The organism is Paraburkholderia sp. EG304 (genome assembly GCF_046543485.1).
GTDB classification, from domain to species: domain Bacteria; phylum Pseudomonadota; class Gammaproteobacteria; order Burkholderiales; family Burkholderiaceae; genus Paraburkholderia; species Paraburkholderia youngii.
The window spans coordinates 108,786-121,426 of sequence record NZ_JBKGUA010000013.1; the positions used below are offsets into that span (position 1 = coordinate 108,786).

At 62.7% G+C, this 12,641-nt stretch carries 11 protein-coding genes; 4 read left to right on the forward strand and 7 right to left on the reverse strand.

Annotated features, from left to right (window positions below):
• Positions 1-190 precede the first annotated feature (190 nt).
• Both ACLFKU_RS17805 and ACLFKU_RS17810 read left to right on the forward strand, forming a co-directional pair.
• Positions 191-967: a class II aldolase/adducin family protein gene (locus ACLFKU_RS17805; protein WP_410849933.1), complete on the forward strand. Its 777-nt coding sequence runs from the start codon at positions 191-193 to the stop codon at positions 965-967.
• Between the two features lie 58 nt (positions 968-1,025).
• The gene (locus tag ACLFKU_RS17810; RefSeq protein WP_018433112.1) at positions 1,026-1,211 is read left to right on the forward strand and encodes a 4-oxalocrotonate tautomerase; all 186 of its coding nucleotides are present in this window, start codon (positions 1,026-1,028) and stop codon (positions 1,209-1,211) included.
• Between the two features lie 164 nt (positions 1,212-1,375).
• Here ACLFKU_RS17810 and ACLFKU_RS17815 read toward each other — a convergent pair whose 3' ends face one another.
• From ACLFKU_RS17815 to garD, 7 genes are all read right to left on the reverse strand, one after another.
• A complete protein-coding gene (locus tag ACLFKU_RS17815; RefSeq protein WP_410849934.1) occupies positions 1,376-2,614 on the reverse strand; it encodes a porin in 1,239 nt (412 codons plus the stop codon).
• Between the two features lie 77 nt (positions 2,615-2,691).
• Positions 2,692-4,044: a TRAP transporter large permease gene (locus tag ACLFKU_RS17820; RefSeq protein WP_368585324.1), complete on the reverse strand. Its 1,353-nt coding sequence runs from the start codon at positions 4,042-4,044 to the stop codon at positions 2,692-2,694.
• Positions 4,045-4,057: 13 nt separating this feature from the next.
• Complete coding sequence (locus ACLFKU_RS17825; RefSeq protein WP_368585323.1) at positions 4,058-4,567, reverse strand: TRAP transporter small permease; 510 nt, start codon at positions 4,565-4,567, stop codon at positions 4,058-4,060.
• A 172-nt stretch (positions 4,568-4,739) separates the two neighbouring features.
• Positions 4,740-5,732 (reverse strand): TRAP transporter substrate-binding protein, encoded by a 993-nt coding sequence (locus ACLFKU_RS17830; protein WP_176105711.1) that lies wholly within the window; start codon positions 5,730-5,732, stop codon positions 4,740-4,742.
• A gap of 611 nt (positions 5,733-6,343) precedes the next feature.
• Positions 6,344-7,273 (reverse strand): SMP-30/gluconolactonase/LRE family protein, encoded by a 930-nt coding sequence (locus tag ACLFKU_RS17835; protein WP_368585322.1) that lies wholly within the window; start codon positions 7,271-7,273, stop codon positions 6,344-6,346.
• The gene (locus ACLFKU_RS17840) at positions 7,273-8,124 is read right to left on the reverse strand and encodes an NAD-dependent epimerase/dehydratase family protein (RefSeq protein WP_018433107.1); all 852 of its coding nucleotides are present in this window, start codon (positions 8,122-8,124) and stop codon (positions 7,273-7,275) included. Before ACLFKU_RS17840 ends, ACLFKU_RS17835 begins: the two co-directional genes overlap by 1 nt.
• 99 nt (positions 8,125-8,223) lie before the next feature.
• Positions 8,224-9,813 (reverse strand): galactarate dehydratase, encoded by a 1,590-nt coding sequence (gene garD / locus ACLFKU_RS17845; RefSeq protein ID WP_410849935.1) that lies wholly within the window; start codon positions 9,811-9,813, stop codon positions 8,224-8,226.
• Between the two features lie 254 nt (positions 9,814-10,067).
• Here garD and kdgD point away from each other — a divergent pair, with 254 nt between their 5' ends.
• On the forward strand, positions 10,068-10,985 hold the full coding sequence (gene kdgD / locus ACLFKU_RS17850; RefSeq protein ID WP_368585319.1) for a 5-dehydro-4-deoxyglucarate dehydratase: 918 nt from the start codon (positions 10,068-10,070) through the stop codon (positions 10,983-10,985).
• Between the two features lie 190 nt (positions 10,986-11,175).
• On the forward strand, positions 11,176-12,534 hold the full coding sequence (locus tag ACLFKU_RS17855; RefSeq protein ID WP_410849936.1) for an MFS transporter: 1,359 nt from the start codon (positions 11,176-11,178) through the stop codon (positions 12,532-12,534).
• The last annotated feature ends 107 nt before the right edge of the window (positions 12,535-12,641 follow it).

The window sequence follows — 12,641 nt, forward strand, 5'->3', positions numbered from 1 at the left end:
GGGGCGCCGCGCCGCGTAGCGCAAGGATGGGTCGTGCGCTGTCGCCAACGGCGCGGGATTGTGCGGTAGCATCCTACGCCGGTTCGCGCATCGCGCTGCCTCGCATTCAGCAACCTTCATGCCTTGGCGATCCATCGCATGACGCCGAAGTCGGTGCTGAAACACTCACTCCAGCCGACAGGAGACAGATATGTCGTTCGCCCACTCACCCGCCGGCCGCATCGCCGAGACCGGTCCGCAGTCGCAAGCGGAACAGCAAACCCGCATCGATCTGGCCGCCGCTTATCGACTCGCCGCGCTCAACGGCTGGGACGATCTGATCTACACACACATTTCCGCGATCGTGCCCGGCGAACCGGGCCACTTCCTGATCAATCCGTTCGGCCTCGCGTTCGATGAGGTATGCGCGTCGAATCTCGTGAAAATCGACATCGCGGGCAATATCGTCGGCGCCAGCGAACATCCGGTGAATGCCACCGGCTTCGCGCTGCACGCGGCCGTGCATGCCGCGCGCGACGACGCGTTCTGCGTGATGCATCTGCATAACACCGCGGGCGTGGCCGTGTCCGCGCAGCCGCAAGGATTGCTGCCGGCGTCGCAGCACGCGCTGCGCTTTTACGGCCAGCTTGCATATCACGACTACGAAGGCCTCGCGTTCACGCCGGCCGAAGGCGAGCGCCTCGTCGCGCACCTCGCCGATCACCACGCGATGCTGTTGCGCAATCACGGCACGCTGACGCTCGGACGCACGGTTGCCGAAGCTTATGTGCTGATGGCGACGCTGCTGAAAGCCTGTGAAATCCAGATCCAGGCGCAAACCTGCGGCGCGCCGCTGGTCGTGCCGAGCGACGCGGTCGCCGCGCGCACGGCGGAGCAGCTCTACGATGGCGGCGCGATCGAAGGCGCGCTCGAATGGCCCGCGCTGCTGCGCAAACTCGATCGACTCGATCGAGGTTATCGCGCCTGAACACCCGAGCCGGTCCGCTTCATTTCAGTCCCAACTCTCAACCCTATGGAGCAACGTCATGCCCACGTTTCATATCGAACTCTTCGAAGGCCGTACGCTGGAACAGAAACGCCAGTTCGTCGAAGCGATCACGAAAGCCACCTGCGAGTCGCTCGGCGTCGAGCCGAACTCGGTCGATATCATCCTGACCGACGTTAAACGCGAAAACTGGGCAACGGGTGGGCGTTTATGGTCGGAGGCCTGATCGACCCGAAAAGCGCCGGCGAGACCAGCGCTTCGATGCATAAAAAAGAGGCATCGAAAAAAAAGCTGCGCACGTGAGGTGCGCAGCTTTCGAGGCTTACAACGCGAAAAAAATCGCGTCGATGTGGCGGCAAAACAACGTGCCGCCACGTGTTCAGTAACTGTTTAGAACTTGTGGATGATACCAACGCCGACAGCGACCTGGCTGCGCGACGATGCCGGCGCGCTGTTCTGGCCGTCACCAATGCTTGCTTGTGCGTTGATGATCGTCTTGCCGTCGCCTGCCAGCGTCTTGCCGTTAGCACGCTGATAGGCTTCCAGCGCGTACAGACCGGTGCGCTTGGACAGGGTGTAGTACTGCGACAGGTTGAACTGGTTGTAGCTGGCTGTGTCCGAAATGCCGTTCGACGACGTTGCACGGGTGTAGCTATAGCCAGCGGCCAGGTCCAGCACCGAGATCGGCTTCCAGTGCAGCACTGCGCCACCCGTGTTCCAGATTTGGGTGCCGTGGAACAACGAGCCCGAACCTGCAGCGTACTGAACGTTCGAGTATGCGAACGAAACGTCCAACGCCGAGCTGAACGCGTAGCCGCCCGTCACTGCGACGCGCTGCTGCTTCGCTGCGGTCTGGAAGCCGTTGTTGATTGCCGAGACCGCCGGCTGTGCGCCGTTATTCGACATCGCGGAATTCCAGTTCGTGCTGGCCGCGGCCGTCGCGGTGGCGGGGGTGAAGATGCCCGCATTGTCGATACGCTGGATACCTGCTGCGATGCCAACCGGGCCGTTCAGGTACTGTGCTGCGACGCTCCAGACCTGTCCAGCGGCGAAGCTGCCTGCGTTGCCGCCCAGCGAGTACGAACCGCTGACCGTCAGGCCGCCAAAGCTCGGCGACGTGTAGACCAGCGAGTTGTTCGAGCGGTACAGCGTATCCAGCGAGTCGATATCACCCGGGTGCGCGCCGTAAAAACCGGTCAGCCACGTGGTCGGGCTATACGGCGACAGCAGCGTGTAGTACGAGGTGTACTGGCGGCCAGCCGTCAGCGTACCGAATTGGCCGTTCGTCATACCCACCCATGCCTGGCGGTTGAACGCCAGACCCGACACGCCTTGCGCGCCGGTTGCGCTATTAAAGCCTTGTTCCAACTGGAAAATCGCCTTCGTGCCGCCACCCAGATCTTCCGAGCCCTTCAGGCCGAAACGGCTACCAGCCCACACGCCGTTGATCATTTGGACTTTCGAAGCACCACCGGCCGAGGGCTTCGACGATCCCAATGCGCTCAACGACGTCGAGCTGTTCTGCCAGCCCAACCCAGCATCGACAATACCGTAGAGCGTCACGCTGCTTTGCGCGTGCGCGCCCAGCGCGACCAACGCCACTGCCGAAGCCACGAGAGTCTTTTTCATTTCTACTCCTCTGTTAAAAACTTTTTGAAGCAGCCCATGCAAGCGCCGCAGAGTGTGGGTAAGACGTCTTATTTGAATCAGAACACCGGATGACCGTTGATGACGCTCGGCAACCACGTCGAGAACCACGGTACGTAGGTGACAATATTGATGGCCGAGAAGATAGCGAGGTAATACGGCCACGCCACCTTAGTAGTTTCACCTATCGACACATTGCCAATTGCGCAACCAATGAACTGCACCGAGCCAATCGGCGGATGCACGAGACCCAATGCGCAGTTCAGCAGGATCATGATGCCGAACTGAACCGGACCCACGCCGTTGTGCATCGCCATCGGCAGGAACAGCGGGGTCGTGATCAGGATGTGCGCCGCCATATCGACGAAGGTCCCGAGAAACACCTGAATCACGTTGATGTACAGCAACATCAGCCACGGCAGCGAGGTCGCGCCGTCGAGCATGCGTTCGATCGCGTCCGGAATCTCCAGATAGGCCATCTGGAAGCGCAGCATGTTCGACACACCGATCAGCAGCAGCACCACACCGGTCGTCTTCGCGGCCTTGCCGAGCGCATGGCCGAGCTTTTTCAGCGTCAACGTGCGGTACACGACGATGGTCAATATCAGCGAGTAAGCCACGGCGATCGCGGCCGCCTCTGTCGCAGTGGCGATACCGCGCGCCACGCAGAACAGAATGATCGCGATGACCATCAGGCCCGGCACCGCGCCGATGAACGTACGCAGCACCGCCATCCAGCCCGGGAAACGCTGCAGTTGGGTCGAACCGTCGGGACGGCGCGGATAGCCGAACTTGACGGCCTGCCAGTATGCGGCGACCAGCACGAGGCCCATCACCCACAGTACCGGCAACAGACCGGAGAACAGCAGATCGCCGATCGACACGCCGCTCATCTGCTTGCCGTTCAGCACGCCGCTCACGCCTTGCGCCGCGAACGCGTAGATGATCATGTTGGTCGACGTCGGCATCAGCGCGCCGGCGAGCGACGAGTGCGTGGTCACGTTGACCGCGTATGCGGCGCTATAACCTTCGCGCTTCATCAGCGGGATCACGACGCCGCCCATTGCCGACGTATCCGCGGTCGGCGAACCCGACACGCCGCCAAACAGCGTGCAGGCGACCACGTTGGCCATGCCAAGGCCACCGCGGAAATGGCCGACCGTAGCCTGCGCGAAACGCAGGATGCGGTCAGCGATGCCGCCGTGGAGCATCAGCTCGCCGGAGAAGATGAAGAACGGCACCGCGAGGAACGAGAAACCGTTCATGCCCGAGATCATCGCCTGCATCGCGGTCGCGGTCGGCAGACCTTCGAACAGATAGGTCAGGACGCAGGACAGCCCCAGCGCGAATGAAACCGGAACACCTAAAAAAAGGAAAACTAGAAAACTGACGGTGAGGAGGGCAAGTTCCATGATGGCTCTACTTTTATTCCGTGACGGAGAGTTCGAGCGCTGGCTCTTCCCGCTTCCCGGCGAAGAGCTCGAGCAGATGCTCGATCGAGAACAACGCGATGCACACGCTCGCGAAGATCGGAATGCAGTAGCGCACGCCTTCCGGCACGCCGATGATCGGAATGCGGTCGCCCATCGTGGTTTCCGCCATCTCGAAGCAACCGACGAAAACGGCCACCGCGAAAGCAAACAGGCAGAGGTGCTGAATCCCTTTCGCGATCACCTGGCCCTTCTCGGGCAATTTCTTGACGAGCGAGTCGAGTCCGATGTGACCGCCCTCGCGAACCTTCAATGCGGCGCCGAACATCGCGATCAGAATCACCAGCAACAATGCGATGGGCTCCACGTAATCGGGTGCATCGCTAAACACGTAGCGCATCACCACGCTATAAATCACGAGCAGGCAAAGTGCGGCGAGGCTAACCGACGCAACGACCAGCAGCACGCGAAAAAGAAAATCATTTGGGCGTTTCAGGAAACTCATGACCCTGTCCTTGCTTACGTCCGACCTGTGCTTAAAATTCAGCCGTCCCGAAGCGACGCGATCCGCGCGCGCGAAACTGCGCGGCGGAAGGTCTCGCGAGTTTCCTCGCGGACCATTCACGCCGCTGCTGCGACAAACGTTGCTATTGCTGATTGCGTCCGGGACGCGAGACTTACTTGATTGCCTGGATCTCGTCGACGATCTGCTTCATCTGCGGGGTCTTTTCGTACTTCGTCCACACAGGCTGCATCACCTTCACGAAAGCCGCACGGTCGATCTGCGAAGCCGCGACCACCGTTGCGCCGCCCTTCGTGACGGTCTTCTGCGCGTCGGCTTCACGCGCGGTCCACAGCTTCTGGTAGTACGGCACCGAGTCGGCAGCGGCCTTCTTGATGATCTGCTGCTCTTGCGGCGACAGCGTGTCCCACACCTTCTTCGAGAACACCAGCACTTCGGGGGTCATCGAATGCTGGGTTTCCGAGTAGACCTGAGCGACTTCGAAGTGCTTGGTTTCTTCGTACGACGGGATGTTGTTTTCGGCGCCGTCGACGAGGCCGGTCTTCAGGCCCGTATAGACTTCCGAAAACGGCATCGGGGTCGGCGTGCCGCCCATTGCCTTGATTTCGTCGACCATCAGGTCGGACGGCTGCACGCGAACCTTCAGGCCCTTCATGTCAGCCGGCGACTTGATCGCCTTCTTCGCGTACATCGAGCGTGCGCCGCTCTCGTAGAACGTCAGCGCGATCATGCCCTTCGCGGTGAACGCGTCGAGGATCTTCTGGCCTTCCGGACCGTACATGACCTTGCGGAAATGGTCGACGTCGCGGAACAGGAACGGCAGCGACGGGATCATCGATTCCGGCACGATTTCGTTGAACGCAGCACCGTTGGCGCGCGTCATGTCGAGCGCACCGATACGAACCTGGTCGATCGTGTCGTTTTCCGAGCCGAGCGCGCTGTTGCCGAACACCTTCACGGAGTCCTTGCCGTCGGTCGCCTTGCTGATCTGCTCGCCCATGTACTTCACGGCCATGTTGGTCGGGAAGGTGTCGCCGTGCACATCGGCAACGCGGAACACGCGCGCTTCAGCCGACATCGTGCTGAACGCCAGCGCCGCGGCTGCGACGATCATCGAAACACGGGAAGAGGCAAACTTCTTGTTCATCGTGACATTCCTTGAAAAATAGACCATCCCAGCAACAGCGGATGTGACATGGTTTTGACGCGTCTCCGGCTTCGCGCCCGCTACCTTCTCAGGCGCGGGCGCTGGCCGTACTGGCTGTGCAATTTCCCCGGCACAGTTGCCCCAGCACTCCAGTCGACAACTCGACTACTTACTTCAATCACGGCGGCCGGCTTCGGACATGCATGCGGCATTGACCACAGCCGCACCACTCGCCTGAAACCTGCCGAATTGCGCTTGTCACACATACATAGAAAGCCGTTTGTTTGGGCTTATATGTTGTACGACGACATACGAAGTCTATAAAAGGGGTTTTAACTTGTACAGACGGTATTTACCCGCATCAAGAAAAGCTCCTGCAGCTATCGGCGAAATGGCACGCCGCCAAGCCCCACGCCGTCTGGCACTGAATGAGCGGAAACCGGCCTAGTCTGCGGAACTGTTGTATTTTTGCCGAACAAAGATGCGGGAATGGGGTCCTTACGTCAAATGTTGTATGACGAGTGACGAATAAAGGGCCACACGAATGACCCTGAGAAATGAAAACGCCGGGCGAAAAACTTCGTCCCGGCGCATGTCTTATGTAAGCAAGATTACAGTTGTCCTGCAAATTCGGGCTCAGGCAGCCCGCGCACGCCTGGCCGCAGCGCGAACACATGGCCGTCGTGCTCGCTCGCGCCGTTGGCCGGGCGAATCGACGTGACGAACAGCGTATCCAGGTCGCGGCCGCCGAATGCGCACATCGCAGGCTTGATGGCCGGCACTGGAATCTGCCGGTCGAGCTTGCCTTGCGGCGTGAAACGCAGCAGCAGACCGGCGTCGTTCGCGCAAATCCAGTAGCAGCCGTCGGCATCGACCGCCGCGCCGTCCGGACGGCCCGAATAGTGATGCAGATCGGCGAACACGCGACGGTTGCGCGGCTCGCCGGTTTCGACGTCGTAGTCGAACGCCCAGATCAGCCGGCGCAGCGGATGCGAGTCCGACAGATACATCGTCGTCCCGTCCGGCGACCAGCCGAGGCCGTTCTGCGTGATCAGCGAATCGACGACCGGTGCCGACAGCACGCCCTTCTCATCGAAGCGGTACAGCGCGCCGCCCGGGATCGCCGCCGCCATGTCCATCACCATGGTGCCGGCCCAGAAGCGCCCTTGCCTATCGCAACGGCCGTCGTTGAAACGCATGCCGCCGTGCGGGAATTCTGGCGCCGCGAGCTTGCGCAGCGACGCTGTCAGCGGCTCGCCGCCCGGCGCATTCGACGCGTCGGCGAGCGTGACCGCGAACAAGCCGGTCTCGCAGCCGGCGAGCACGGTGCCGGCGTGATCGAACGCGATGCAGGCAACCTGCTCCGGCAGCAGCCATTCGGTGCGCTTGCCGGTTTCGAGCGAGCCGCGCACGATCTTTTTCGCCGGAATGTCGACCCAGTACAACGCCTGCCCGGCCGCGCGCCAGACCGGGCTTTCACCGGTGGCTGCGGGCAACGGACCGGCCGCTTCGAAGCGTTCCACTTGCGGATTCGCACTCATTATTTAGGCTCCCGCTTCGGCTCCATCGGACCGGCGAGTACGAACGGGCCGCCCTGGTACAGCTGGGTCGGATCGTCGAAGCGCGTGTCGGGGGCGCTCGGCGGGAACAGATGTTCGAACTGCGCCGAGCTGTCTTGCGGACGGTAGCCGAGGAACGCGGCGTTGGTGTTGTCGACCCACGCGGTGCGGTTGTTCGACACGCCGTAGACGATCGCGTGGCCGACGCGATTCGTGAACAGCGAGCAGCGCACGAGCTCGATGAAGTCGCGGTAGCTCAGATACGTGACGAGCATGCGCGCGGTCTTCGGCTGCTCGAACGACGAGCCGATCCGCAGACACACGGTTTCGAGGCCAAAGCGGTCGAAGTAGTAGCGCGACAGCGATTCGCCGAAGCACTTCGACACGCCATACATGCCGTCCGGACGCAGCGGCGCGTCGGTGCCGAGCACCGACGTCACCGGATGGAAACCCACCGCGTGATTCGAGCTCGCGTAGACGATGCGCTTCACGCCGTGCTTCTGCGCCGACGAGTACACGTTGTACAGGCCGCGGATATTCGCTTCGAGGATGTCTTCGAACGGCGCTTCGACGGAAATGCCGCCGAGATGCACCACCGCGTCCACGCCTTCGAGCAGCGCGTGCACGGCCGCTCCATCGGCGAGATCGACGACGGCGGCTTCCTCGTGCGCGGCGACTTCGCCGAGCGGCGCGATATCGGATACGCGCACGATGTCGGCCCATTGCGCGAGCGCGGGACGCAGTTGCTTGCCGAGGTTGCCCGCGGCGCCGGTGAGCAGCAGACGGCGGAAGGGTTTCTTTGCCGCGGAGCGGTCAACGTTCAAATCGGTCATGTCTCTTTGCTGTTGTGATGCGATCGGGTCTTCTGAACGGAAAAGCGAGCGCCGGTTGGACCGGCGCTCGCCTGAGATTGGATGGTGCGGGTTGCCTGATCAGGTCACCGGCGCCGGGTTGAAGAGGGTCAACGCATTGTGCAGCCCGAGCTTCTCCGCGCAGGTTTCCTTGCGGCCGCTCGCGACATCGAGCATCAGGCGGAACAGTTCCCAGCCCACCTCCTCGATACTGGAGTCGCCGGTCGCGATCGTGCCGGCGTTGATGTCCATCAGATCATGCCAGCGGCGGGCGAGATCGGAACGCGTCGCCACCTTGATGACCGGCACTTCGGCGAGGCTGTACGGCGTGCCGCGGCCGGTCGTGAAGACGTGCAGCGTGATGCCCGAAGCAACCTGCAGCGTGCCGCAGATGAAGTCGCTGGCCGGCGTCGCCGCGTAGATCAGGCCCTTCTGATTGACCTTCTCACCGGGCGACAGCACGCCGGAGATCGCCGAGTTGCCCGACTTGATGATCGAGCCCATCGCCTTTTCGACGATGTTCGACAGGCCGCCCTTCTTGTTGCCGGGCGTCGTGTTCGCGCTTCGGTCCGCGCCGCCGCGCTTCAGATAATCGTCGTACCACTGCATCTCGCGGATGATCGCCGCCGCGACGTCCGCGTTGGCCGCGCGCGCGGTCAGCTGATCGACGCCGTCGCGCACTTCGGTGACTTCCGAGAACATCACGGTCGCGCCGGCGCGCACCAGCAGGTCGGTCGCGAAGCCGACGGCCGGGTTCGCGGTCAGTCCCGAGAACGCGTCGCTGCCGCCGCACTGCACGCCGACCACCAGATCCGACGCCGGACAGGTTTCGCGACGGCGGTTGTTCAGGCGCTTCAGATGCCCTTCGGCCATCCTCATGATCGACGTGATCATCGACTGGAAGCCGACGTGCGATTCGTCCTGCAGCACCACGACGTCGCCGTTCTGATCCAGCGCGACATCGCCGATGTCCGCGACGTCGTCGACCACCGCGGCCGCGGCGATCGGAATCGTGCCCGGCGGCATCAGACGCTCGGGCTGCAGCTTTTCGCAGCCGAGGCTCACCATCATCACTTCGCCGCCGAAGTTCGGGTTCAGCGCGATGTTGCGCACGGTGCGGATCGGCACCATCGCGTCGGGCGCGTCGATCGCGACGCCGCAGCCGTAGGTGTGGCCGAGGCTCACGACGTCGTCGACATTCGGATATTTCGGCAGCAGCTCGGCCTTGATGCGCGTGACCGCGTGTTGCACGACGTCGGCGACGCACTGCACGGTGGTCGTGATCGCGAGGATGTTGCGCGTGCCCACCGAGCCGTCCGAGTTACGGTAGCCCTCGAACGTGTAGCCTTCGAGCGCCGGCATGTCCGGCACTTTGGTCGTGGCGATCGGCAGGTCCTCGAGTCCCGGCGGGCTCGGCATGCGGATCACGTGCTCGTTGATCCAGCTGCCCTTCGGCAGCGGCTTCAGCGCATAACCGATCACGACGTTATAGCGGATGACCTCGTCGCCTTCGGCGAGATCGGCCAGCGCGACTTTGTGGCCCTGCGGCACACGCTCGCGCAGCCTGAGCCCATCGGCAAATACCGCGCCCTCGCCCAAACCGCCGTCGTTGACGACGATCGCGACATTGTCATTGGGATGAACGCGGATGTAGAGCGGGGTTTGTTCCATTGATAAATCCTTGAGGCGCGTAGGCCTGCTTCGCCAGAAATCATACGTCATCCTACAACGCCGGCGTTTGCCCGGGTGTTCCGTATTTACCCTATAGACAGCATTATGCCGTGAAAACCCCGTTGAGTTACGGGATTCATTGTTGTACGATGACGTATAAGAAATCTGATTTCAAAGATTTTCTACTAGTACGACGTCCGTCGTACTAGTTGGATCCTACTAACGACCCCATCCGACGCCTGGATATTTAGATCATGACGACACCGCAGGAACTCAAGCAGATCGTTTCGGAAGGCCTCCTGTCCTTCCCCGTCACCGACTTCGACGCTAAAGGCGATTTCCGCGCCAACACTTACGCTGAGCGCCTCGAATGGCTCGCTCCGTACGGCGCTTCGGCGCTGTTCGTCGCCGGCGGCACGGGCGAATTCTTCTCGCTGACGCAAGACGACTACACGCAAGTCGTCAAGACCGCGGTCGAAGTCTGCAAGGGCAAGGTACCGATCCTCGCCGGCGCAGGCGGCCCGACCCGCGTGGCGATCGCCTACGCGAAGGAAGCGCAGCGCCTCGGCGCGCACGGCATCCTGCTGATGCCGCACTACCTGACCGAAGCGAGCCAGGACGGTATCGCCGCGCACGCCGAAGAGGTCTGCAAGGCCGTTCCGGGCATGGGCGTGATCATTTACAACCGCGCGAACTCGAAGCTCAACGCCGACATGCTCGAGCGTCTGGCCGACCGTTGCCCGAACCTGATCGGCTTCAAGGACGGCGTGGGCGAGATCGAAAACATGGTGACGATCCGCCGCCGCCTCGGCGACCGCTTCTCGTACCTCGGCGGCCTGCCGACCGCGGAAGTCTATGCTGCTGCGTACAAGGCGCTGGGCGTGCCGGTGTACTCGTCGGCGGTGTTCAACTTCATCCCGAAGACGGCGATGGAGTTCTACCGCGCGATCGCCGCCGACGACCACGCAACGACCGGCAAGCTGATCGACGAATTCTTCCTGCCTTACCTGAAGATCCGCAACCGCCGCGCAGGCTACGCGGTCAGCATCGTCAAGGCTGGCGCGAAGCTGGTCGGCCACGACGCAGGTCCGGTGCGCGCACCGCTGACCGATCTGACTCCGGAAGAACTCGAACAGCTCGACTCGCTGATCAAGAAGCTCGGACCGCAGTAAGGAACCGGCGTCGGGGCTTCGAGCGAAGAAGCTCGCGAGCCTCATCGACGAGGGCTGCATAGACGGCCCCGTTGCGAACGCCCGGCACGGCAACGTTGCCGGGCGTTCGTGCATTTGCGCGATAGGCAGGCGGTCTGCGGACCGCCCGGCGTAGAGACCACACCTCGCCCAACAATACAGGAGATGACCCATGGACTTGAGCCGCACGGCCAGTTCCACCGACGCCGCCTCTAGCGCGGCACGCACCAAGGTCCGCTACGGGATCCTGGCGCTGATCTTCGTGATCACCACCCTCAACTATGCCGACCGCGCGACGCTGTCCGTCACCGGTTCCGCGATGCGCACCGCGTTCAGCCTCGACGCGATCCGCATGGGCTATATCTTTTCCGCATTCAGCTGGGCCTACGTGCTGTCGCAACTGCCGGCCGGCTGGCTGCTCGACCGTTTCGGCGCGCGCCGCGTGTACGCGGCGAGCATCTTCTTGTGGTCGCTGTTCACGCTGCTGCAAAGCTCGGTCGGCCTGCTCGGCAGCGCCGGCGCGGCGATCACCGCGCTGTTCGCGCTGCGCTTCGTGATGGGCGCGGCCGAGTCGCCGGCGTTTCCGGCGAACGCAAAGGTGGTCGCGAGCTGGTTCCCGACCAACGAGCGCGGCACCGCGTCGGCGATCTTCAACGCCGCGCAATACTTCGCCGCGGTCGTGTTCACGCCGCTGATGGCGTGGCTCACGCATGCGTTCGGCTGGGAGACGGTCTACGTCGTGATGGGCGTGGTCGGGCTGCTGCTCGCGCTGACGTGGCTGAAGGTCATGAAGAATCCCGCCGATCACCCGGGCGTGTCGCGCGCCGAGCTCGAGTACATCGAGCAAGGCGGCGGCCTCGTCAGCGGTGCGCGCAAGACGGGTCCGGACGACGTGTCGAAGAGCGGCGGCTGGACGCTCGTGCGTCAGTTGCTCGGCAACCGCATGCTGCTCGGCGTCTATCTCGCGCAGTACTGCATCAACGTGCTGACCTACTTCTTCCTGACGTGGTTTCCGATCTACCTCGTGCAGGCGCGTGGGATGACGATTCTGAAGGCGGGTCTCGTGGCCTCGCTGCCGGCGATCTGCGGCTTTCTCGGCGGCGTGCTCGGCGGCGTGTTGTCGGACGGGTTGATCCGCCGCGGCTGGTCGCTGACCGTCGCGCGCAAGGTGCCGATCGTCGGCGGCATGCTGCTGTCGACCTGCATCATCGGCTGCAACTACGTGTCGACCGACTGGATCGTCGTCGCGCTGATGTCGCTCGCGTTCTTCGGCAAGGGCATCGGCGCGCTCGGCTGGGCGGTCGTCGCCGATACGGCGCCGAAGGAAGCGCTCGGTCTGTCCGGCGCGATCTTCAACATGTTCGGCAACATCGCCGGCATCGTGACACCGATCGTGATCGGTTATCTGGTCGCGCGTTCGGGCTCGTTCAATGGCGCGCTGGTGTTCGTCGGCGCGAACGCCCTGATGACGGTGATCAGCTATCTGGTGATCGTCAAGGACATCCGGCGAGTCGAGTTGCGCTCAGCGTGAGCCCGCTATAGGCTCAGTTTTCGTTACGGTTATCGTACTTCCGGCCGGCGGACGCCCGGCGCCTTGCGCGAGCCGTGCGCACCGAGGCGCCAAAGTTCAGGCATCCG

Bases quoted from the DNA above. Each gene is read 5' to 3' on its own strand.
- ACLFKU_RS17805 (WP_410849933.1), top strand. From the start codon at position 191: ATGTCGTTCGCCCACTCACCCGCCGGCCGCATCGCCGAGACCGGTCCG.
- ACLFKU_RS17810 (WP_018433112.1), top strand. From the start codon at position 1,026: ATGCCCACGTTTCATATCGAACTCTTCGAAGGCCGTACGCTGGAACAG.
- ACLFKU_RS17815 (WP_410849934.1), bottom strand. From the start codon at position 2,614: ATGAAAAAGACTCTCGTGGCTTCGGCAGTGGCGTTGGTCGCGCTGGGC.
- ACLFKU_RS17820 (WP_368585324.1), bottom strand. From the start codon at position 4,044: ATGGAACTTGCCCTCCTCACCGTCAGTTTTCTAGTTTTCCTTTTTTTA.
- ACLFKU_RS17825 (WP_368585323.1), bottom strand. From the start codon at position 4,567: ATGAGTTTCCTGAAACGCCCAAATGATTTTCTTTTTCGCGTGCTGCTG.
- ACLFKU_RS17830 (WP_176105711.1), bottom strand. From the start codon at position 5,732: ATGAACAAGAAGTTTGCCTCTTCCCGTGTTTCGATGATCGTCGCAGCC.
- ACLFKU_RS17835 (WP_368585322.1), bottom strand. From the start codon at position 7,273: ATGAGTGCGAATCCGCAAGTGGAACGCTTCGAAGCGGCCGGTCCGTTG.
- ACLFKU_RS17840 (WP_018433107.1), bottom strand. From the start codon at position 8,124: ATGACCGATTTGAACGTTGACCGCTCCGCGGCAAAGAAACCCTTCCGC.
- garD (WP_410849935.1), bottom strand. From the start codon at position 9,813: ATGGAACAAACCCCGCTCTACATCCGCGTTCATCCCAATGACAATGTC.
- kdgD (WP_368585319.1), top strand. From the start codon at position 10,068: ATGACGACACCGCAGGAACTCAAGCAGATCGTTTCGGAAGGCCTCCTG.
- ACLFKU_RS17855 (WP_410849936.1), top strand. From the start codon at position 11,176: ATGGACTTGAGCCGCACGGCCAGTTCCACCGACGCCGCCTCTAGCGCG.